Raw genomic sequence first — 21,025 nt, 5'->3', positions numbered from 1 at the left:
CACCGAAGCTGCATATATTGCGGCCCGTCGCCGCGGTGATGAAACCCTGTTTGTTAAAGGCCGCCGGGCGCTTTTGAAACGTTGCGCGAAGGCGCGAAAAGTATCGGCGATCGCGCGCCGTGGCAATAATTTCCGACGCGCCCCGCCGCCCGTTTTCTCCGACGCTCAGTCCACGGTCTTGGCCGCGGGCGCGGGCGCCACATTGCGCCCGTTCGAGTTGAGCGACGCCGCCGTTTCGTTCGAAACGCCGCCGCTGCTGTCCACCGGCAAGGTCACCGTGCGCACCGTGCCGTTGCCGAGCGGGAAGTTCGCGAGCGCGCTGCGCGTGAGGTACGGCATCGCCTGATAAAGCGACGGGTCACCCGTCGAATTCACCGCGATCACCTTGTAGACTTCGCGGCCCGAATTGCGATCGGTCATGCGGATCTGCAGCGCGTGGATGTACACCGGATAGCTCTGATCGACGTAGCCCGTCGGGCCCCACGGGCCATACGGACCCCAGCCGGCCCACGGCCCCCAGTACGGCCTGCCGTACGGGCCGTACATCGGCCAGGGATCGTAGTAGACCGGCTGACGCACGGTCACGAGATCGCCGCGCACCGAATAGGCGAGCGCCACCTGATAGTTCGCGCTCGCGTCGGGGACTTGCCGGAAGTTGTACTTCGACAGCTCGTTGGCGACGAGCGTCTCGTATGTCGTCTGCTCGATGCTGTTCTGCTGCTCGCCCTGACGCGCGAACGCGTAGGTGCGCGTCGCATCGCTGCCGGTCCAGTCGGAGAACGCGGTGACCTGCGTCTGCACGTAGGTCGTGCAGCCCGCGAGCCACATCGCGGCCAGTATGAGCACCCATCTGACGAGCGCCTTGATCGGGAAATTCATGGTCATCCTCACTTCGGACACTGCCTTTCTTAGTTATAGATAGCGCGAGGGCTGCGCGCACGTGCGCCGCTCGCGCGAGCGGCCAGCGAGGCCGCCGATGGCGCCGATGGCGCCGCTCACGATCGACGGGTGTTTTGTACAATGGTTCGACATGCCGCGCCCGCATGCGTGCCCCGAGCGACGAGGCCACGACGTGCGTCCGCGCCGCCCCATTCACTTTGAAGATCTTGCCATGTCTACCACGACCGCATCCGCAGTGATCCGCCGCCAGGACTACACGCCGCCCGCCTTCCTGATCGACTCCGTCGCGCTCGAGTTCGATCTCGTGCCATCGCGCACGGTCGTGAAGAATACGATGAAGCTGCGCCGCAACCCCGACGCCCAGGGCGACGCTTCGCGCCTCGAGTTGATGGGCGAACAGCTCGAATTCGTGAGCGCGGCGATCGACGGCGTCGGGCACGCGGATGTCCGGGTCCATGAAACCGGACTGTCAATCGGCAAGATTCCGGCGGATGCCTTCGAGCTGAGCATCGAAAGCATCTGCGATCCGGCCGGGAACACGACGCTCTCCGGACTTTATGTCTCCAGCGGCAACTTCTTCACGCAGTGCGAGGCCGAGGGCTTTCGCCGCATCACCTACTTCCTCGACCGCCCGGACGTGATGGCCACCTACACCGTCACGCTGCGCGCCGACAAGACCGCGTATCCGGTGCTGCTGTCCAACGGCAATCTGATCGCGGAAGGCGATCTGCCCGATGGCCGTCACTTCGCCACATGGGAAGACCCGTTCAAGAAGCCGAGCTATCTGTTCGCGCTGGTCGCGGGCAAGCTGGTGTGCATCGAGGAGCGCATCGAGTCGGGCTCGGGCAAGGAGAAGCTCCTGCAGGTGTGGGTCGAGCCGCACGATCTGGATAAAACCCGTCACGCGATGGATTCGCTCATCAACTCGATTCGCTGGGACGAAAGGCGCTTCGGGCTGGAGCTGGATCTCGACCGCTTCATGATCGTCGCGGTGAGCGACTTCAACATGGGCGCGATGGAGAACAAGGGCCTCAACATCTTCAATACGAAGTATGTGCTCGCGAACCCCGAAACCGCGACGGACACGGATTTCTCGAACATCGAGGCCGTGGTCGGCCACGAGTACTTCCATAACTGGACCGGCAACCGCGTGACCTGCCGCGACTGGTTCCAGTTGAGCCTGAAGGAAGGCCTGACCGTGTTCCGCGATCAGGAATTCTCCGCCGATATGGCCGCGGGCGACGTCGAAGGCGCCGCGAGCGCCGCCGCGCGCGCGACCAAGCGCATCGAGGACGTGCGCGTGCTGCGTCAGATGCAGTTCGCCGAGGACGCCGGCCCGATGGCGCATCCGGTGCGCCCCGAGAGCTACGTCGAGATCAACAACTTCTACACGATGACCGTCTACGAGAAAGGCTCGGAAGTCGTGCGGATGTATCAGACGCTCTTCGACCGCGACGGCTTCCGCCGCGGCATGGACCTCTACTTCCAGCGCTTCGACGGCCAGGCCGTCACCTGCGACGACTTCCGTCAGGCGCTCGCCGATGCGAATCATCGCGATCTCGCGCAGTTCGAGCGCTGGTACAGCCAGGCCGGCACGCCGCGCGTCTCCGTGCGCGCGCATTATGACGCCGCGACCAAGCGCTATACGCTGACGCTCATGCAAGGCTACGCCGAGGCGTCCGAGGCCGCGCGCGAAACGCAGAAAGGGCCGCTCCTGATTCCGTTCTCGGTCGGCCTGATCGGCAGGAACGGCGCGGATCTGCCGCTGCGCCTCGAAGGCGAGAAGGAGCCGAACGGCACGACGCGCGTGCTCGAATTCACTGGGCGCGAACAGTCGTTCACCTTCGTCGACGTGAACGAGGCGCCGCTGCCGTCGCTCCTGCGCAATTTCTCGGCGCCGGTGATCGTCGAATACGACTATACGAACGAAGAACTCGCGTTCCTGCTCGCGCACGACAGCGATCCGTTCAACCGCTGGGAAGCCGGCCAGCGACTCGCCACGCGCGAGCTGCTGTCGCTCGCCGAGCGCGCCGCGAAGGGCGACGCGCTCGCCATCGACGATCAGGTGATCGCCGCGTTCGCCCGCGTGCTCGACGACACCACGCTCACGCCCGCGTTCCGCGAGCTCGCGCTGATGCTGCCGTCGGAAAGCTATCTCGCCGAGCAGATGAGCGTGTCGGACCCGGCCGCCGTGCACGCGGCGCGCGTCTTCATGAGCCGGCGCCTCGCGTCGCAATTGCGCGACAAGTGGCTCGCGACGTATGAAGCGAACCGCACTTCGGGCGAATATCGCCCGGTGCCGGAAGACGCCGGCAAGCGCGGCCTGAAGAATCTCGCCCTCGCCTATCTGAGCCAGCTCGACGATCCGCGCGAGGCCGTCAAGCTCGCGCAGGCGCAGTACGACGCCGCCAACAACATGACCGACCGCTCGGCGGCGCTCTCCGCGCTGCTGCTCGCGAGCGCGACGAAGGGCGCGGATGCGACCGTCGCGGATGCGGCGCTGGCGGACTTCTATCGCCGCTTCGAGAACGAGGCGCTCGTCATCGACAAGTGGTTCGCGCTCCAGGCGACGCAGCGCGGCGGGCCGGACCGCAAGGTGATCGAGATCGTGCGCAAGCTGATGCAGCATCAGGCGTTCAACATCAAGAACCCGAACCGCGCGCGCTCGCTGATCTTCAGCTTCTGCAGCGGCAACCCGGCGCAGTTCCACGCCGCCGACGGCTCCGGCTACGCGTTCTGGGCCGAGCAGGTCATCGCGCTCGACGCGCTCAATCCGCAAGTCGCGGCGCGTCTCGCGCGCGGGCTCGAACTGTGGCGCCGCTTCACGCCGCAACTCCGCGAGAAGATGCACGCGGCTTTGAGCGAAGTCGCGTCGAAGGCGAAATCGCGGGACGTGCGCGAGGTGGTCGAGAAGGCGCTCGCCGCTTAAGCCCTGTTTCGTCGGGGATTTTTGCTGTCCGACGGCCGTCGCGCGGAATTTCGCGCGACAGCCGTTCTCGTTTATGGCGGATGCGCGCGGTCGCTGTCATATGGAGCGGCGGGGTCGAGCGGTTAGAATCGTGAACATTCGTCTAACGCTCACGGAGCTCAAGCATGTCCTCCATCTCCAGCCGCACCACGCTTTCGAAGTACCTGATCGAGCAGCAGCGTGAACACCAGAATCTGCCGGCCGACCTGCGTCTCCTGATCGAAGTCGTCGCGCGCGCGTGCAAACAGATCAGCTATCACGTGAGCAAGGGCGCGCTGGGCGAAGCGCTCGGCTCGGCCGGCAGCGAGAACGTTCAGGGCGAAGTGCAGAAAAAGCTCGACGTGCTCTCGAACGAAATCCTGCTCGAAGCCAACGAATGGGGCGGCAACCTGGCCGCGATGGCATCGGAAGAAATGGAAAAGATCTTCCCGATCCCGAACCGCTACCCGAAGGGCAACTATCTGCTGACGTTCGATCCGCTCGACGGCTCGTCGAACATCGACGTGAACGTGTCGATCGGCACGATCTTCTCGGTGCTGCGCTGCCCTGACGGCGTCGAGCCGAGCGAAGCGGCGTTCATGCAGCCGGGCTCGCAGCAGGTCGCGGCGGGTTATGCGGTGTACGGCCCGCAGACGGTGCTCGTGCTGACGACCGGCCACGGCGTGAACTGCTTCACGCTCGATCGCGAGCTCGGCTCGTGGGTGCTCACGCAGCGCGACATGAAGATTCCGGTCGAAACGCGCGAATACGCGATCAACGCGTCGAACACGCGTCACTGGTATGAGCCGGTGCAGCGCTACATCGGCGAACTGAACGCGGGCAAGGACGGCGCGCGCAAGGAAGACTTCAACATGCGCTGGATCGCGTCGATGGTGGCCGACGTGCACCGCATCCTGAACCGCGGCGGCATCTTCATGTATCCGGCCGACAAGCGCGACCCGTCGAAGCCCGGCAAACTGCGCCTGATGTACGAAGCGAACCCGATGTCCTTCATCGTCGAGCAGGCGGGCGGCGCCGCGACGAACGGCGAAGAGCGCATCCTCGATATCGTGCCGACGAGTCTGCATCAGCGCGTCGCGGTGTTCCTCGGCTCGAAGAGCGAAGTGGATCGCGTGACGCGCTACCATCTCGAAAAGAAAATTTGACTCAGGTATTGCCAAAACGCCGAATGCTCTGCATAATCTCACTTCTTCGTTGCTGACGAATCAAACGAAAGCAACAATGGAGCCGGAATAGCTCAGACGGTAGAGCAGCGCATTCGTAATGCGAAGGTCGGGGGTTCGATTCCTCTTTCCGGCACCAGAGAAATTTTAAAACCCGCGTACACGCAAGTGACGCGGGTTTTTGCTTTTGGTCTTCTGGACAGCGATCTTGCCTTCACGGCGTCTGACGCTGCGCCACCACTTGCGCTCATGCAACGAGCGCACACGCGATACACAGGCTTGCGATTTCGGCGGCAAATGGCCCGCACCGATTTCACATTCCGCTGCGGCCGCGCGTCTTATTGATCGTATATGTGCGGTTTCCTACCACAACGAGCCATTTTCCGCCTTGCACCATCGAGCGTCAACGCTGGTTTCCCGGTATCGTTATATCCATAGAGGAAAAGCTACAGTTTAAGTACGCGGTGGTTGCACTTCGTGCGAATCCAGGCTGGGCGCGTTGCGCCGGGCAGCCATCGAGAAGTAGGACACCGTAGTTTTTGCAGCAAGAAATTCGAGGGCCGGTAATGACTTAGCCGAGCATTACCCGCCCCAGGACGAACGATCATGCGTTTGGGTAATCAGAGGCGGCACTTGGCTCAAGCCTGAGCGGTCGCGATCCGATAACGCATTTATACAGGGAACCGTATTTCGTATTTCGGCCGCATGCGGCGGCGCAATAGCCGCATCGGCCAGTAGCGCAATTGTTGATGTCACAGAGGAGAAAAATCATGGACGCGAAACCGACGAAAATCCCGACGCCCGACAAGGTGTTTTGTCCGGATCCGGAACCGGTTGCCGTCGAATTTCTCGCGACCGAACTGCCCGAGCATGTGCGCGCGTTCTTCGATGAACAGCGCAAATCGGCGCAGTCGAAATAGGCGGACACGCTGGATCACGCCGTCGTCGTGAGAACGACGCCTGCCGCGCGCGGCACACGCGGACCGTCCGGTCCGCACATGGCTCACGCCAGGACGCCTCGCGCCCCTCGTTCATGACCGCAATCGGGCGAGTCGTGCGACTCGGCTCGCCCCGTCGAATCTGATCCCTTCAGTTGGCTGCCGTCGTTTCGGAATGACCGTGCGGTGCGCTATTCTTGGAGCTTTTTCCCGGACACCGATGCGCCGCCGATCGAAGTCTCCCCTCCTCGCCTCTGTCGCCTGCGCGCTCGCGCTCGCCGCGCCCGCGTCCGCACAAGCCGACGGCGACGACACCGCGTTCACCAATCTCATCGCCCTGGTTTCGCAACGGCTCGCGCTCGCGGAGCCGGTCGCGCGCTGGAAGTGGGCGCATCACGAACCTGTCACCGACACGCCGCGCGAAGAGGCGTTGCTCAAGCACGTCGAGGAAAAGGCCACGGCCGCGCAGGTCGACCCCGAGTTCGCGCGCCAGTTCTTCCGCGACCAGATCGATGCCAGCAAGGACGTGCAGAACGCGCTCTTCGCCAACTGGCGCGCGCTGAAGGCGGCGCCCGAAGAATCGCCGCCGGATCTCGCCAAGGACACGCGTCCGAAGCTCGACCGGCTCACGCAGTCTCTCGTATCGGCGCTCGCGCACGTCGAGCCGCTTCGCCATGCGGAGGACTGCCCCGTTCGCCTCGCCGAAAGCGTGGCGCGATGGAAGCATCTGACGCGCTATAACTCGTCGATGAACCCGCCGCTCATGCGCGCGCTGTCCCACGTCTGCGCGACGGGCGGCGTCGGCGCGATCGGCTGATGGCGTCTTAAACGGCAGTCGCCGGCGTTGCGGCAGCGAGCGGCGTGACCGCGAGTCCGCGCGCGAGACGTTCGCTCAGGACGCGGTACGTCGACAGTTCGAACACGGGCGTGTCGGCATTCGCACGCAGTGCGCCGGCTTGCGCGAGTGTGTCGGCCGTGCCGAGATAGCACCAGCGGTCGATGACGTGCCACGCGCGTCGTCCCGATGCCTCGTCGCGCTCCTCGATCGCGATCGCGCCCGCGTGCGGCCACGGCGCGCTGCCGACATCGCCCGGACGCGTCTTCGTCGCGCGGTTGTGCGCCGGACGCGAACTCGCGATCCACTGCGCCTCGGCCAACATCGCGCCGATTTCCCCGCACGTCGCCTTCCACTCGACGCGGCGCACGAGCGCGGCGAGACGCAGGTCCTTCGCGGAACGCCGCGGCCCCACGAGATGCGAACGCACGCGCTGACGCAGTCGCACGCTTCTGCCGGCGTAGAGCGGCGCGTCGTCATCGCCATAAAACATGTAGGCGCCGCAGCCGGCGGGAATCTGCTCGATCGTGTCCTCGTCGATGTGCGCGGCGAGCTGGAACCGGCGCGTCACGCGTTCGAGATGTGCGCGCATGACATCCGGCGCGTGCGCGCGATGCAGGTGTTGCCAGAATTGCCAGAGCAGGTCGGCATCGGCAAGCGCGCGGTGCCGCGCGGCAGGCACGAGCGCGAACCGCTCGACGAGCGCATCGAGGCCATGACGGCTTTCCGACGGATAGACCGCGCGCGAAAGCTGCACCGTGCAGAGCACGTCGGGCGCGAAGCGAAGACCCATGCGCCTGAATTCGCCCTTCAGGAAGCCGTGATCGAAGTGCGCGTTGTGCGCGACGAACAGGCGGCCGTTCATTCGCTCGAGCAAGCCGGCGGCGAGCTGCTCGAACGTCGGGGCATCGCGCACCATCGCATCGGTGATGCCGGTCAACTGCTGAACGAACGCGGGAATCCGCTTTTCCGGGTTGACGAGCGACGTCCATTGCGACACACCGGACGGGCCGATCTCCACGATGCCGATCTCGGTGATGCGGTCCACGCCGAACGTCGCGCCGGTCGTTTCGAGATCGACGAACGCAATGGGTTCGGAGGGATAGGCAAAGCTGATTGACGGATCGAGTTGCATCGTGGATGAACGAACGAGACGGCGCGATGGGCCGGGGGAGAGATTCGCTGGATTGCCCATTCTAACGCAGCACGGGTCGGCGGGCTTTTGCTGCAAGGGATCGCTGGCTTATACCGCATCGGGATTCATTACGCGATGCCGAAGGCGCTTCGCGTCAGCGATTTTTTTGCTTGGGATGTCGACCGACCGCTTTTCCGATTTCAGGCGCGTGACCATTAAAAGTTGATCACATCGCAATAGCGGACAACCCGTAATCGGAATCCCCGATTAACAAAGATACTTTTCATGTTTTCCGCCGACGCCCGCGTTCGCGACGGATCGGTCGCGCCTGCTCGGCCGCCGCTGGCGTCTAGCGATGCGCCGCGCAAGCGTCTCCGCAGCACCGGGCGCAGCAGGCATTGATACCTTTCGCTCAATGCGCGCGATTAACCATTTTCATTTTGGAAAGGCAGTGAATTCGAATGCGCAGTTCCATCACATTCATTTGAGATACATAACCGCAACTTGAAAGTAATCGAATCTGGTAGCAGTAAAGAGCGGGCGCGTCGATTACAAATATCGCCCTCTAACCGGATCATTGCAATCGTGAATATTTAATCGTCTTGCCCGATCCTCCGGCATTAAGCAACATGAAAACTAAATCGCAACTTAAGTGTAAAGGGGGAATCGTGACGATGGTTCAACTACACCGAATCGCGAAATGGTTTCAAATCGCTTCCCACGCAATCGATCTTGTCGGCGATGGAGTCCGCGACATCGTTTGAATTCGATCCTGCACGTCAGAATCTGCTGTCCTAGCCCATGAATGCGAGGCACCACGTGATAGAGGCCGCTCGACCGCGAGCCGGTGAAGGGCGGAGAAGTCACGGCGTCGCACTAGAACGGACGACGCAAAAAAAAAGCGCGACCGGGAAGTCGCGCTGACAAAGTTTGGAGATCTTTTTCCGTCAACGAAAAAGTCTGCTTCGGAAAGCAGAAACTGAAGTATAGCGATGCGCTCCGAATAAATTACCTGCAAAACCGGCAAACTTCTATTTCAGATACATCAACAATGCTCATTGCGAATTTTCCCGTTGTATTTCCGCGCCGATTCATGTCGCGCATGCGCAACGTCGTTTGGTTGACAGTTCGCCCCTTACGACTTTATTCGCCGATAAACCCTTGTATATAAAGAAAAATATGCCTTAGCGAGATCATTGCCGCATCAACAATGGTTTATTGCGGAAATTGGAACGCCCTGTCTGTAACACCGTCTTTACACTTCGTCTGGTCCGGAAACAAGTGTGTCGCTCCGCCGACGCACTGCTCCTCCGCCCGCGCCTCTCGCAGCGCGCCGGAGCGAGGGTTTCCTCAAAGCCTGGGTCCCCGGCCCAATCTGCTCTCGGAGTTACAAAGATGAAAAAGACTCTCATGGTCGCCGCCCTGACGGGCGTTTTTGCCACCGCCGCTCACGCGCAAAGCAGCGTCACGCTGTACGGCCTGATCGATGCAGGCCTGACGTACACGAACAACAACATCGTTCCGGGCAGCGGCGGCTCGGGCCACAGCAACTGGAAGGCGACGAGCGGCTCCGTGAACGGCAGCCGTTGGGGCCTGCGTGGTTCGGAAGACCTCGGTGGCGGCCTGAAGGCGATCTTCACGTTGGAGAACGGCTTCAACATCATGAACGGCACGAACAGCCAAGGTGGCCGTGAGTTCGGCCGTCAGGCGTTTGTCGGTCTGTCGAGCAACCAGTTCGGCGCAGTGACCCTCGGCCGTCAATATGACTCCGTCGTCGACTTCATTGCACCGCTGGCTCTGACGGGCACGCAATACGGTGGCACGCAGTTCGCCCACCCGTTCGACAACGACAACCTCGACAACACGTTCCGCGTCGACAACTCGGTCAAGTACACGAGCGCGAACTATGCTGGCTTCAAGTTCGGCGCGATGTACGGCTTCTCGAACCAGGCTGGCGGTTTCGCGAACAACCGTGCGTACAGCGCGGGTGTGTCGTATAACTACGGTCCGTTGAACGTCGCTGGTGCGTACTTCCAGTCGAACAACGCCGGCACGGTCAACGCAGTCACGGGCGTCCAGACGGCTGGCGCGGTCACGAACGATCAGACGCCGTTCGCGTCGGGCCGTCAGCGCATCTTCGGCGGTGGCCTGAACTACGCGTTCGGCCCGGCGACGGTTGGCTTCGTGTTCACGCAGACGATGTTCGACAACGGCGTAGGCCTGACGAACGTCGGCACGCAAGGTCTGGGCTCGGTCGGCTTGGGCAACAGCGCACGCTTCACGAACTACGAAGTGAACGGCCGCTACAACCTGACGCCGGCTCTGTCGATCGCGGGTAACTACACGTACACCGACAGCCGCATCGAAGGCGAAAAGCCGAAGTTCCATCAGTTCAACCTGCAAACGGCATACGCGCTGTCGAAGCGTACCGACGTGTACCTGCAGGGCGAATACCAGCACGTGACGGACACGGACGGCCTGCCGGGCGGCGCGACGATCAACGGCGTGGGCATCGCGTCGTCGAACAATCAAGTTTCGGCTACGGTCGGCATGCGTCACCGCTTCTAAGCTTCACACGCAGTACCGCTGTAGAAAAGCCGCTCTTCGGAGCGGCTTTTTTTCGTCCCTACCGCACAGCGTCCCGGATCAATGCGGATATCGCACGTCCAGGATATCGATCTGCTGCACGCCCGCGGGCGTGTGCAACGCGACCGTATCGCCGATCTTCGCCTTCAGCAGCGCCCGCGCCACCGGCGAGATCCAGCTCACGTAGCCGCGCTCAAGGTCCACCTCGTCCACGCCGACGATCGTCACGGTTTTCACATCGCCATCGTCGCCTGCGTAGTCCACTGTCGCACCGAAGAACACCTGGTCGACGTTCTCCTGCTTGCTGCTGTCCACCACTTCCGCGAGATCCAGACGTTTGCCCAGAAAGCGGATGCGCCGGTCGATCTCGCGCAGGCGCCGCTTGCCGTAGATATAGTCGCCGTTCTCCGAGCGGTCGCCGTTTGAAGCGGCCCAGGAGACGAGCCTGACCACTTCCGGGCGCTCGGTGTCGAGAAGCTGCAGAAGCTCGTCACGCAGCCGCTGATGGCCCGCAGGCGTGATGTAGTTCTTCGTGCCCGCCGGGACGTCCGGATGGCCGAGTTCGAGGTCGTCGTCGGTGTCGTCCGACTCTTTGACAAATGCCTTGTTCATGATGCGAATCGATGTCGAATTCCGGGAGGTACTTTGCTTACGAAACATCAACTTACCACGCCTCGCGCGTGCTTCGTGGAAGAAAAATCGATAATTCGGTCAATACCCCTTCCATTTCAAAACAGGCTTGGCTATAATTCCGCTTCTGCGTGCGGCTGTAGCTCAGTTGGATAGAGTACTTGGCTACGAACCAAGGGGTCGTGGGTTCGAATCCTGCCAGCCGCGCCACCTATTTTGGTGTTTTCTCCTTGACGGTCGCGTCAATAGTGAAAGCATCGAGCGCTTAACCATAAGCGCAGAAGTAACAAGCAGTACCGTTTTGCGTGCGGCTGTAGCTCAGTTGGATAGAGTACTTGGCTACGAACCAAGGGGTCGTGGGTTCGAATCCTGCCAGCCGCGCCACCTATTTTGGTGTTTTCTCCTTGACGGTCGCGTCAATAGTGAAAGCATCGAGCGCTTAACCATAAGCGCAGAAGTAACAAGCAGTACCGTTTTGCGTGCGGCTGTAGCTCAGTTGGATAGAGTACTTGGCTACGAACCAAGGGGTCGTGGGTTCGAATCCTGCCAGCCGCGCCATTTTTTCGAAGGGCCTTCCACACGGAAGGCCCTTTTTGTTTTCCGCGTCCGAACATGATCCGCCGACTACGGGCGCGGCACCGGGCTGATATCGCCGATATGCCTGTCGGGCGAAGGCACGTCCTCCACCGATGCCACCGCGCTCGATTCCCCGATCGGCTCGGCGCGCGCGCCCAGCAGCGACTGCGGGCGACGCAGATATTCGCCCTCGACCGTATCGCCGAACGCATGCCGCACGAACGCGCGCAACAATGCGAGGCGCAGCGACGCGCCCCGCCCTTCCACCGGCTTGCCGTCCTTGCCGAAGCTCACGGTGCAGACCACCTCGCCGCGCCCGTGATCATGCATCTCGAGCTTGCACGCGCGCTCCAGCACGACCGATGCTGCCTCCCATGATGTCGAAGGCAGGAAGCGGCCGTCCCAAGGCTTGCCGCGGTCGTTGCCGCGAATGGAGAGCGTCTCTCCGCTGTCGGTGAAGTGAATCTCGCGGATGAATTCATGCAGCCCGCGCGCGACCCAATAATCGAGCGTGGAGCCTTCGAGATCGGAAGTGTTCATTGCGGCGCTCTCTCCTGTTCGTCGGACGACGACAGGCATGCACGCCGCGTACCCGCGCGCCGCGTCAGTAGTCGGCGCGCTCGCGGTCGATGCGCATGCCGCCGTCCTGATTGCGGTGATGCGGTTCGTCGCTCGGACGCTCGCGCGCGATGCGCATCACGTCCGGATTGGTGCGCACGCGGCGCATGACATTGGCCAGATGGACGCGGTCGCTGACCTGGATCACGAAGCGCAGGAGCTTCGCTTCCTGCGACACGTCCTCATCCATGGCGATATGGACGATGTTCGCATCCGCCGACGTGATATCCGCCGCGACGCGCGCGAACACGCCCTTCGTGTTCTTCACGAGCACCTTCACGGCGACGTCGAAGAGACGTCCCGGCTGCGGCGCCCACGCGACGTCGATCCAGCGGCCCGGATCGCGCCGGTGGATCCGCTGCGCGACGCGGCATTCGGTCGTGTGAATCGCCATGCCGAGCCCGATGCCGATGTAGCCCATGATGTTGTCGCCGGGAATCGGGCGGCAGCACGGCGACAGTTGCACCGACATTCCTTCCGTCCCCGTGATGACCACGGGCGGCGCGGTATTGGTGTTGTGATGCTCGCGATGCGAATGCTCGTCGTCGTCGGCGATGCCGTTCATCAATACTTCGATGCGCTTCGCCATCACCGCCGCCACGCGACGGCCGAGGCCGATATCCGCGAAGATTTCCTGGCGCGTCTTGTTGCCGGTCCAGAGCACGAGCTTTTCCCACACTTCCGGCGTGACGTCGGACAACGCGAGACCGTAGCCCTTGAGACTCTGATCGACGAGCCGTTCGCCCAGCTGGACGGACTCGTTGAGGCGCATCGTCTTCAGATAGTGACGGATGGCCGAGCGCGCCTTGCCGGTGCGCACGAAGCCGAGCCAAGCGGGATTCGGCTTGGAATACGGCGCGGTGATCACTTCGACGATATCGCCGCTCTTCAGCTCCGTGCGCAGCGGCAGGAGCTCGTTGTTGATCTTCACCGCGACGCACTGATTGCCGAGGTCGCTGTGAATGGAATACGCGAAATCGAGCGCGGTCGCGCCGCGCGGCAGCGGCATGATCTTCGACTTCGGCGTGAACACGTAGACGGCGTCCGGGAACAGGTCGATCTTGACGTGTTCGAGGAATTCGCTCGAATCGCCCGCTTCGCTTTGAATGTCGAGCAGCGACTTGAGCCACTGATGCGCGCGTTTCTGGACATCGTTCAGATCCGCGCCGCCGTTCTTGTAGAGCCAGTGCGCCGCGACGCCGGCTTCGGCGATCTCGTGCATCTTGCGCGTGCGGATCTGGAACTCGATCGGCGCGCCGAACGGGCCGACGAGCGTCGTATGCAGGGACTGATAGCCGTTCACCTTCGGAATGGCGATGTAGTCCTTGAACTTGCCCGGCACGGGCTTGTAGAGCGCATGCAGCGCGCCGATGCACGTATAGCACTCGAGCGCGCTCTCGACGACCACGCGAAAACCATACACATCCAGCACCTGCGAGAACGACAACTGCTTGTCGCGCATCTTCTTGTAGATGCTGTAGATGGTCTTCTCGCGGCCGGTGACTTCCGCGTTGATCTTCGCGTCCGCGATGGTGCGCTGCACCGCTTCGAGAATCTTGCCGACCACTTCGCGGCGGTTCCCGCGCGCGGCCTTCACCGCTTTTTCGAGCGTGGCGTAACGATTCGGATTGAAGTTCGCGAACGAGAGGTCCTGCAGCTCGCGATACGTATTGTTCAGACCAAGCCGGTGGGCGATCGGTGCGTAGATATCGAGCGTTTCGCGCGCGACGCGCCGGCGCTTTTCCGGCGGCACCGCGCCCAGCGTGCGCATGTTGTGCAGCCGGTCGGCGAGCTTGACGAGAATGACGCGCACGTCGCGCGCCATCGCGAGGAGCATCTTGCGGAAGTTTTCCGCCTGCGCTTCCTCGCGATTGCGGAATTCCATCTTGTCCAGCTTGGACAAGCCGTCGACCAGTTCCGCGACCTTCGCGCCGAAGCGCTCCGCGATCTCGGTCTTGGTCACGCCCTGATCTTCGATCACGTCGTGCAGCAGCGCCGCCATGATCGATTGCGCATCCAGCTTCCAGCCCGCGCAGATTTCCGCGACCGCCACCGGATGCGTGATGTACGGCTCACCGCTCTGGCGATACTGCCCGAGGTGCGCTTCGTCGCTGAAATGGAAAGCCGCCTTGACTTCCTTGATCTCTTCCGGAGTGATGTAGCTCGCGAGCGCGTTCGTCAGTTTCGAGATGGAAACGACGTCATGCTTGCGCGGCTGCTCCGGCGTGGCGGTCGGGCCGAACAGATGGCGGAACGACTGTTCGAGGACCGCATCGATGTACTTGCGCGCCGCGTGCGGCTTATCGGCATCGAGCACGGAATCGGCGTCGATTTCGATGTCGGGGTCCACGGCGGCGGAGACGGGCAACGGTGTCTGGCTCATCTTCGCCTCCGTGGTAGTGACGCGCGTGGTCGTCGATTACGAAAAATGAAACGGCTAAATGAAACGAGTTGAAACGAGTAAGCGGGCGGCCTTTAGACCGGCACCTTTTTCAGCATTTCGATACCAACCTGGCCCGCGGCGATTTCGCGCAGCGCAACGACGGTCGGCTTGTCGCGGCTTTCGATCTTCGGCGTATGGCCTTGTGCGAGCTGACGCGCGCGATACGTCGCCGCGAGCGCGAGCTCGAAGCGATTCGGGATTTGTTTCAGGCAGTCTTCAACGGTGATACGGGCCATGTTTGTTTCCTTCTCGATGTGGGTTTTATTCTACCTTATGTGACCGAATGACCGGCCACTGCAGTGCGTCACGATTGCGGCGTGGAGTGGATACCGAGATCGACGAAAAGCTGCGTGTTGCGCGCGTATTGCGACGTGAAGCGCAGACGCGTCGCCGCGACGAGACAGCGCAATTCGTTGAGCGCGCGATCGAAGTTCTCGTTGATCACGACATACTCCGCTTCCGACGCATGCGCCATCTCGCTGCCGGCCGCGAGCAGCCGCCGCACGATCACTTTTTCGGAATCCTGGCCGCGCTTCTTGAGACGGTCTTCGAGCGCATCGAGCGACGGCGGCAGAATGAAAATCTCCACCGCGTTGCGGAACTGCTTCTTCACCTGCTGCGCGCCCTGCCAGTCGATTTCCAGCAGCACGTCATGGCCCTGCTTCATCTGGTCCGCGATCCACAGCTTCGACGTGGCGTAGTAGTTGCCGTGCACTTCCGCGCTTTCGAGAAACTCGCCCTTGTCGCGCCGCTCCATGAATTCATCGACGGACACGAAGTGATACTGCACGCCGTTGGTTTCCTTCGACCGCGCTTCACGCGTGGTGTACGAAACCGACAGCAGGATGTCCTTGTCCTCGGCAAGCAGCGCGTTCACGAGCGTGGACTTGCCCGCGCCCGAAGGCGCCACGACCATGAACAGGTTGCCGGGATAGATGCCCGTATAGTGGCTATGCGAGCGGTGCGTGGTGTTCGGCATGATGTTGCGTTACTCCAGATTCTGTACTTGTTCGCGCATCTGCTCGATGAGCAACTTGAGCGTCATCGATGCATCGGCGAGTTCCTTCGCGGCGGCCTTCGACCCGAGCGTGTTCGCTTCGCGGTTCAGCTCCTGCATCATGAAGTCGAGGCGCTTGCCGACCTTGCCGCCCTTCTGCAGCACATGACGCGTCTCGGCGAGATGCGCGGTGAGACGCTGCAGCTCTTCCGCGATGTCGATGCGAATACCGTACATCGTCACTTCCTGGCGGATGCGCTCGGCGATTTCCTCGCGCGGCACGCTCGTCGCGACCATCGTGCCGCCTTCGGTCGTCGCGATGCCGAGCGCGTCCTGCAGGCGCTCGACGATCTTCTGCTGATGCTTCGCGATCAGTTCGGGCACGAGCGGCGTGATGCGCGCGACGATCGCTTCCATCTCCGTCACGTTGTTGATGAGCACGTTGCCGAGCGCCGCGCCTTCACGCGCGCGCACTTCGATGAGATCGGCAATGGCCTGCTTGCCGCACGCGAGCACCGCTTCGCGCAGCGTTTCCTGCGACACCGCGCTTTCCGCGAGCACGCCGGGCCAGCGCAGGATTTCGCCGGTGCGCATGCGCTCGGCGTCGGGGAAGACATCGAGCACGGCGCGCTCGAGCGTCGCGAGTTGCGTGAGCGCTTCGCGATTCAGCGCGCCCGCGTTCGCCGTCTGCTCGACGCGATTCAGATTGATGCGGATATCGACCTTGCCGCGCGAGAGCTTGGTCATCAGCATTTCGCGCAATTGCGGCTCGGTTGCGCGCACGTCTTCGGGCATGCGGAAGTTCAGGTCGAGAAAGCGCGAATTCACCGTGCGCAATTCCACCGATACACCGACGCCCGAACCGCCGGCGCCATTGGGTCCCGCGCCATCCGCGACGACTTCGCGCGTCGCGCTGGCATAGCCTGTCATGCTGTAGATCATGGTACGTCTCGCGATATGAGCCTTCGTTGCGAAGGCCGGTTCGATACGAAACGCCCGGGCGCTCTCGAAAGTGCTGGGAATGGCACGCGTTTGGCCGCCGGGCGAGGAATCCGCATTATCCCATTTTTGTCGCAGGGCTCGCCCGGATGCCGCTTCGAGATGCTGCTTCGTGATGCATGACGCGCGCGCAACGTCCACGGTTGAATGACGATAAAATCGGTGGGTTCGCTGGTTCCACTCTCTCTTTCTTGCACCCATGACCGACTCTCCCCTGCTCAAGCCTTCTCCCCCGCGCCCGAGCGGCCGCCGCGCGAATCAGCTGCGCGACGTGCGTATCACGCGCAATTACACGAAGCACGCGGAAGGCTCGGTGCTCGTCGAATTCGGCGATACGAAAGTGATCTGCACGGCGAGCATCGCCGAGCGCGTGCCCGAGTTTCTGCGCGGCCGCGAGCAAGGCTGGCTCACCGCGGAATACGGCATGCTGCCGCGCGCGACGCACACGCGCAGCGACCGCGAAGCCGCACGCGGCAAGCAGACGGGCCGCACGCAGGAGATCCAGCGTCTGATCGGCCGCGCGCTGCGCTCCGTGTTCGATCTGAACGCGCTCGGCGCGCGCACGCTGCATATCGACTGCGACGTGATCCAGGCCGATGGCGGCACGCGTACGGCAAGCATCACGGGCGCGTTCGTCGCGGCGCACGATGCGGTCACTAAGCTCATCGCGGCGGGCAAGATCGCGCAGTCGCCGGTGAAGGACTTCGTCGCGGCAATTTCCGTCGGCATCTTCGAAGGCTCGCCCGTGCTCGATCTCGACTACGACGAAGACTCGCAATGCGACACCGACATGAACGTCGTGATGACGGGCGCGGGCGGCTTCGTCGAAGTGCAGGGCACGGCAGAAGGCGCGCCGTTCACGCGCGACGAGATGAACGAACTGATCGCGCTCGCCGACAGCGGCATCAAGGCGCTGATCCTGAAGCAGAAGGAAGCGCTGGAGACTCAAGGTGTCTGATGTCAATGGTCTTGGCCGCGTCGTGCTCGCATCGAACAATGCGGGCAAGCTGCGCGAGTTCGCATCGCTGCTGGATGCGGCGGGCATCGAACTGATCGCGCAGGGCGAGCTCGGCGTGCCCGAAGCGCCCGAGCCGCACGTGACCTTCGTCGAGAACGCCCTGGCGAAGGCGCGGCATGCGGCTTCATCGACGGGACTGCCCGCGCTCGCGGACGATTCCGGCTTGTGCGTGCGCGCGCTGAACGGCGCGCCGGGCGTGTATTCGGCGCGCTATGCGTCCATGGATGGCGGCGCAAAGAGCGATGCCGCGAACAACGCGCGCCTCGTCGCCGATCTCGCCGATCAAGCGGATCGCCGCGCGTATTACTTCTGCGTGCTCGTGCTCGTGCGTCACGCCGATGACCCCGAGCCGCTCATCGCGGAAGGCCGCTGGCATGGCGAAGTGATCGATGCGCCGCGTGGCGCGAACGGCTTCGGCTACGATCCGCACTTCTTCCTGCCGGCGCTCAATGCCACCGCCGCCGAGCTCGATCCCGCGCGCAAGAACGCGCTGAGCCATCGCGCGCTCGCGCTGCGCGATCTGCTGCAACGATTGAAGGAACTTGCGTGAGCGCCGGACCGAAGACCATCAACGTGGTGCAGGCATTCACGTCGCCGGGCAGCATCCGGCTGACGTCGCTGCCGCCGCTCTCGCTGTACGTGCATTTCCCGTGGTGCGTGCGCAAGTGCCCGTACTGCGATTTCAATTCGCACGAGTGGAAAGACGACACCTTCCCCGAGGAACGCTATCTCGATGCATTGCGCGCCGACCTCGAAAGCGCGCTGCCGCTCGTGTGGGGACGGCAGGTGCATACGATCTTCATCGGCGGGGGCACGCCTTCGCTGCTGTCGGCGAAGGGACTCGACCGGCTCCTGTCGGACGCGCGCGCGTTGCTACCCATCGATGCCGATGCCGAGATCACGCTCGAAGCCAATCCCGGCACGTTCGAGGCCGCGAAGTTCGCATCGTTTCGCGCGAGCGGCGTGAACCGTTTGTCGATCGGGATTCAGAGCTTCAACGAAGCGCATCTGAAGGCGCTCGGCCGCATTCACGATGCGACGCAGGCCAGAAAAGCCGTCGAAATCGCGGCGAAGCATTTCGACAACTTCAATCTCGACCTGATGTTCGCGCTGCCGCAGCAATCGCTCGATGAATGCAGGCACGATATCGAAACGGCTATTTCCTTCGCGCCGCCGCATCTGTCGCTGTATCACCTGACGATGGAGCCGAACACGGTCTTCGCGAAGTATCCGCCCGTCCTTCCCGACGACGACGCTTCCGCCGACATGCAGGACTGGATTCACGAGCGCACGCGCGAGGCCGGTTATGCGCGCTATGAAGTGTCGGCGTATGCGAAGCCGCATCGGCAGAGCCGCCACAATCTCAACTACTGGCGCTTCGGCGATTACCTCGGCATCGGCGCGGGCGCGCATACGAAGCTGTCGTTTCCGTCGAAGATCCTGCGTCAGGCGCGCTTCAAGCATCCCGCGAGCTACATGGATCATGCGCTCTCGCCCACCGAAACCGCGATTCAGGAAGAACGCGAGGCCGGCCCGCGCGATCTGCCCTTCGAGTTCATGCTGAACACGCTGCGTCTCGTCGAAGGCTTTCCGGTGCATGCGTTCGTCGAGCGCACGGGACTCGCGCTGTCCGCGATCGAACCGGCGCTCGTCGAAGCCGAGAAGCGCGGTCTCATCACCCGCGACATCGAGCGCATCGCGCCCACCGAACTCGGCCAGCGCTTTCTCAACGATCTCCAGGAACTGTTTCTGAAGGACCCGCAAAATTGAGCGCGCCCACGATGGCGCCCGGCCCGGTGATGCGGCATCGGCCGTTCGCGCTTTTCTGGACCGCGCGGGTGATGTCCTCGGTGGCGTTTCAGATGATGTCGGTCGCGATCGGATGGCAGGTCTATTCGATCACGCATAGTGCTTACGCGCTCGGTCTCGTCGGCCTCGCGCAGTTCGTGCCGATGTTCGTGCTGACGCTCGTCGTCGGGCACGTCGCGGATCGTTACGATCGGCGCACGATTGCGTACGTGTGTCAGTCGATCGAAGGCATCGCCGCGCTCGTGCTGTGTCTCGGCGCATGGCACGGCTGGCACGACGTCGCGCCGATCTATGCGATCGCCGCCATCACCGGCGCGGCGCGCGCGTTCGAATCGCCGTCGATGGCCGCGCTCCTGCCCAATCTCGTCGCGCGCAATCAGTTGCAGCATGCGAGCGCGTGGTCGACGTCCGCGAACCAGACCGCGCAGATTCTCGGCCCCGCGATGGGCGGCGTGCTCTATGGCCTCGGCGCGCTGACGGTCTACGGCGCAGTGACGGTCGCGTTTCTCGTCGCGGCGTGCGCGGTGGCCGCGATCAGAATCGACGAGGCAGTACGCATGCGCGCGCCGCTGTCGTTCGAGGCGCTCTTTTCCGGTATCGGTTTCATCCGCGGCAAGCCGGTCATTCTCGGCGCGCTGTCGCTCGATCTCTTCGCGGTGCTGCTCGGTGGCGCGACGGCGCTCCTGCCTGTGTATGCGCGCGATATCCTGCATACCGGGCCGTGGGGACTCGGCATTCTGCGCGCGGCGCCCGCCGTCGGCGCGCTCGCCGGATCGATCTGGCTCGCGCACTTTCCGTTGCGGCAGCGCGCGGGCCACGCGCTGTTCGGCGGCGTCATTGCGTTCGGGATCGCGACCGTCGTGTTCGGGCTGTCGCGCAATATCTATGTGTCGCTTGTCGCGCTTGCGATGCTCGGGGCATCGGATGTGATCAGCGTGGTCGTGCGTATGTCGCTCGTGCAGTTGCAGACGCCCGATGAAATGCGCGGGCGCGTCGGCGCGATCAACTCGCTGTTCATCGGGACGTCGAACCAGCTCGGCGAGTTCGAATCGGGGATGACGGCGGGGCTCTTCGGCGCGGTGCCGGCAGTGCTGATCGGCGGGATCGGCACGATCGTCGTCGCGCTTTTGTGGATGCGCCTTTTCCCCGCGCTCAGGGCGACGAAATCGCTCGAAGGTTGAACGCTCCTCGCGGCGTGTCAGTTGCGCTACAATACGCGCCTTGCTGGAGGTGTGGCCGAGCGGTTTAAGGCACCGGTCTTGAAAACCGGCGAAGGAGCGATCCTTCCGTGAGTTCGAATCTCACCGCCTCCGCCAGAGATTGAGGGAAAGCCTCGTAAGTTCAAAAGCTTACGGGGCTTTGTCGTTTTGGGGGCGAAAAACAGGCAAGACATCGCGGGTAGAAACGGCA

17 protein-coding genes and 5 tRNA genes are annotated in these 21,025 nt (G+C 62.8%); 14 read left to right on the top strand and 8 right to left on the bottom strand.

The window, feature by feature from the left end:
* Positions 1-165: 165 nt before the first annotated feature.
* Complete coding sequence (locus tag AWB78_RS04180; RefSeq protein ID WP_062602957.1) at positions 166-879, bottom strand: DUF4136 domain-containing protein; 714 nt, start codon at positions 877-879, stop codon at positions 166-168.
* 232 nt (positions 880-1,111) lie between these two features.
* Between AWB78_RS04180 and pepN the strand changes: the two genes are divergently transcribed.
* The 5 genes from pepN (at position 1,112) to AWB78_RS04160 (ending at position 6,786) form a co-directional block, all read left to right on the top strand.
* On the top strand, positions 1,112-3,829 hold the full coding sequence (pepN, locus tag AWB78_RS04175; RefSeq protein WP_062602952.1) for an aminopeptidase N: 2,718 nt from the start codon (positions 1,112-1,114) through the stop codon (positions 3,827-3,829).
* 164 nt (positions 3,830-3,993) lie between these two features.
* The gene (locus AWB78_RS04170) at positions 3,994-5,013 is read left to right on the top strand and encodes a class 1 fructose-bisphosphatase (protein ID WP_062602550.1); all 1,020 of its coding nucleotides are present in this window, start codon (positions 3,994-3,996) and stop codon (positions 5,011-5,013) included.
* Positions 5,014-5,094: 81 nt separating this feature from the next.
* A tRNA-Thr gene (locus AWB78_RS04165) sits at positions 5,095-5,170 on the top strand.
* A 631-nt stretch (positions 5,171-5,801) separates the two neighbouring features.
* On the top strand, positions 5,802-5,951 hold the full coding sequence (locus tag AWB78_RS47525) for a hypothetical protein (RefSeq protein ID WP_198399205.1): 150 nt from the start codon (positions 5,802-5,804) through the stop codon (positions 5,949-5,951).
* 238 nt (positions 5,952-6,189) lie between these two features.
* Positions 6,190-6,786: a chorismate mutase gene (locus AWB78_RS04160; RefSeq protein ID WP_062602548.1), complete on the top strand. Its 597-nt coding sequence runs from the start codon at positions 6,190-6,192 to the stop codon at positions 6,784-6,786.
* A gap of 7 nt (positions 6,787-6,793) precedes the next feature.
* Here the strand turns inward: AWB78_RS04160 and AWB78_RS04155 are convergent, their stop codons facing one another.
* Positions 6,794-7,939 (bottom strand): exonuclease domain-containing protein, encoded by a 1,146-nt coding sequence (locus tag AWB78_RS04155; RefSeq protein ID WP_062602547.1) that lies wholly within the window; start codon positions 7,937-7,939, stop codon positions 6,794-6,796.
* 1,395 nt (positions 7,940-9,334) lie between these two features.
* Between AWB78_RS04155 and AWB78_RS04150 the strand changes: the two genes are divergently transcribed.
* Positions 9,335-10,507 carry a porin gene (locus AWB78_RS04150; protein WP_062602546.1) on the top strand — a complete coding sequence of 391 codons (1,173 nt, stop codon included), beginning with the start codon at positions 9,335-9,337 and terminating at the stop codon, positions 10,505-10,507.
* Between the two features lie 78 nt (positions 10,508-10,585).
* Here the strand turns inward: AWB78_RS04150 and greB are convergent, their stop codons facing one another.
* Positions 10,586-11,137: a transcription elongation factor GreB gene (gene greB, locus AWB78_RS04145; RefSeq protein WP_062602544.1), complete on the bottom strand. Its 552-nt coding sequence runs from the start codon at positions 11,135-11,137 to the stop codon at positions 10,586-10,588.
* A 151-nt stretch (positions 11,138-11,288) separates the two neighbouring features.
* Here greB and AWB78_RS04140 point away from each other — a divergent pair.
* The 3 genes from AWB78_RS04140 to AWB78_RS04130 all read left to right on the top strand — a co-directional run bounded on the left by AWB78_RS04140 (position 11,289) and on the right by AWB78_RS04130 (position 11,713).
* Positions 11,289-11,365: transfer RNA gene (locus AWB78_RS04140), tRNA-Arg, on the top strand.
* A gap of 97 nt (positions 11,366-11,462) precedes the next feature.
* Positions 11,463-11,539 (top strand) — tRNA-Arg (locus tag AWB78_RS04135).
* A 97-nt stretch (positions 11,540-11,636) separates the two neighbouring features.
* A tRNA-Arg gene (locus AWB78_RS04130) sits at positions 11,637-11,713 on the top strand.
* 66 nt (positions 11,714-11,779) lie between these two features.
* On the opposite strand, the gene AWB78_RS04125 is transcribed toward AWB78_RS04130, so the two are convergent.
* From AWB78_RS04125 to AWB78_RS04105, 5 genes are all read right to left on the bottom strand, one after another.
* The gene (locus AWB78_RS04125) at positions 11,780-12,271 is read right to left on the bottom strand and encodes a phage protein NinX family protein (protein WP_062602543.1); all 492 of its coding nucleotides are present in this window, start codon (positions 12,269-12,271) and stop codon (positions 11,780-11,782) included.
* A gap of 64 nt (positions 12,272-12,335) precedes the next feature.
* Positions 12,336-14,732 carry a RelA/SpoT family protein gene (locus AWB78_RS04120; protein WP_062602540.1) on the bottom strand — a complete coding sequence of 799 codons (2,397 nt, stop codon included), beginning with the start codon at positions 14,730-14,732 and terminating at the stop codon, positions 12,336-12,338.
* 92 nt (positions 14,733-14,824) lie between these two features.
* A complete protein-coding gene (rpoZ, locus tag AWB78_RS04115; RefSeq protein ID WP_006999799.1) occupies positions 14,825-15,028 on the bottom strand; it encodes a DNA-directed RNA polymerase subunit omega in 204 nt (67 codons plus the stop codon).
* A gap of 68 nt (positions 15,029-15,096) precedes the next feature.
* Positions 15,097-15,771 carry a guanylate kinase gene (gene gmk / locus AWB78_RS04110; protein WP_062602538.1) on the bottom strand — a complete coding sequence of 225 codons (675 nt, stop codon included), beginning with the start codon at positions 15,769-15,771 and terminating at the stop codon, positions 15,097-15,099.
* A gap of 9 nt (positions 15,772-15,780) precedes the next feature.
* Positions 15,781-16,731, bottom strand: a complete 951-nt coding sequence (locus AWB78_RS04105) for a YicC/YloC family endoribonuclease (RefSeq protein WP_062602537.1) — start codon at positions 16,729-16,731, stop codon at positions 15,781-15,783.
* Between the two features lie 256 nt (positions 16,732-16,987).
* Between AWB78_RS04105 and rph the strand changes: the two genes are divergently transcribed.
* From rph to AWB78_RS04080, 5 genes are all read left to right on the top strand, one after another.
* Positions 16,988-17,746 carry a ribonuclease PH gene (gene rph, locus AWB78_RS04100; RefSeq protein WP_062602535.1) on the top strand — a complete coding sequence of 253 codons (759 nt, stop codon included), beginning with the start codon at positions 16,988-16,990 and terminating at the stop codon, positions 17,744-17,746.
* The gene (rdgB, locus tag AWB78_RS04095; protein WP_062602534.1) at positions 17,739-18,356 is read left to right on the top strand and encodes an RdgB/HAM1 family non-canonical purine NTP pyrophosphatase; all 618 of its coding nucleotides are present in this window, start codon (positions 17,739-17,741) and stop codon (positions 18,354-18,356) included. Before rph ends, rdgB begins: the two co-directional genes overlap by 8 nt.
* A complete protein-coding gene (hemW, locus tag AWB78_RS04090) occupies positions 18,353-19,576 on the top strand; it encodes a radical SAM family heme chaperone HemW (RefSeq protein WP_062602532.1) in 1,224 nt (407 codons plus the stop codon). Before rdgB ends, hemW begins: the two co-directional genes overlap by 4 nt.
* Before the next feature lie 11 nt (positions 19,577-19,587).
* A complete protein-coding gene (locus tag AWB78_RS04085; RefSeq protein ID WP_198399213.1) occupies positions 19,588-20,796 on the top strand; it encodes an MFS transporter in 1,209 nt (402 codons plus the stop codon).
* 45 nt (positions 20,797-20,841) lie between these two features.
* Positions 20,842-20,931 (top strand) — tRNA-Ser (locus AWB78_RS04080).
* Positions 20,932-21,025 lie beyond the last annotated feature (94 nt).

The sequence above is a fragment of the Caballeronia calidae genome, assembly GCF_900044055.2.
Lineage (GTDB): Bacteria > Pseudomonadota > Gammaproteobacteria > Burkholderiales > Burkholderiaceae > Caballeronia > Caballeronia calidae.
This window is presented reverse-complemented; position numbering and strand designations above follow the sequence as displayed.

Bases quoted from the DNA above. Each gene is read 5' to 3' on its own strand.
- gmk (WP_062602538.1), bottom strand. From the start codon at position 15,771: ATGCCGAACACCACGCACCGCTCGCATAGCCACTATACGGGCATCTAT.
- AWB78_RS04180 (WP_062602957.1), bottom strand. From the start codon at position 879: ATGAATTTCCCGATCAAGGCGCTCGTCAGATGGGTGCTCATACTGGCC.
- AWB78_RS04105 (WP_062602537.1), bottom strand. From the start codon at position 16,731: ATGATCTACAGCATGACAGGCTATGCCAGCGCGACGCGCGAAGTCGTC.
- AWB78_RS04160 (WP_062602548.1), top strand. From the start codon at position 6,190: ATGCGCCGCCGATCGAAGTCTCCCCTCCTCGCCTCTGTCGCCTGCGCG.
- rpoZ (WP_006999799.1), bottom strand. From the start codon at position 15,028: ATGGCCCGTATCACCGTTGAAGACTGCCTGAAACAAATCCCGAATCGC.
- AWB78_RS04150 (WP_062602546.1), top strand. From the start codon at position 9,335: ATGAAAAAGACTCTCATGGTCGCCGCCCTGACGGGCGTTTTTGCCACC.
- AWB78_RS04170 (WP_062602550.1), top strand. From the start codon at position 3,994: ATGTCCTCCATCTCCAGCCGCACCACGCTTTCGAAGTACCTGATCGAG.
- greB (WP_062602544.1), bottom strand. From the start codon at position 11,137: ATGAACAAGGCATTTGTCAAAGAGTCGGACGACACCGACGACGACCTC.
- AWB78_RS04155 (WP_062602547.1), bottom strand. From the start codon at position 7,939: ATGCAACTCGATCCGTCAATCAGCTTTGCCTATCCCTCCGAACCCATT.
- rph (WP_062602535.1), top strand. From the start codon at position 16,988: ATGACCGACTCTCCCCTGCTCAAGCCTTCTCCCCCGCGCCCGAGCGGC.
- AWB78_RS04120 (WP_062602540.1), bottom strand. From the start codon at position 14,732: ATGAGCCAGACACCGTTGCCCGTCTCCGCCGCCGTGGACCCCGACATC.
- pepN (WP_062602952.1), top strand. From the start codon at position 1,112: ATGTCTACCACGACCGCATCCGCAGTGATCCGCCGCCAGGACTACACG.
- AWB78_RS04125 (WP_062602543.1), bottom strand. From the start codon at position 12,271: ATGAACACTTCCGATCTCGAAGGCTCCACGCTCGATTATTGGGTCGCG.
- AWB78_RS47525 (WP_198399205.1), top strand. From the start codon at position 5,802: ATGGACGCGAAACCGACGAAAATCCCGACGCCCGACAAGGTGTTTTGT.
- AWB78_RS04085 (WP_198399213.1), top strand. From the start codon at position 19,588: ATGGCGCCCGGCCCGGTGATGCGGCATCGGCCGTTCGCGCTTTTCTGG.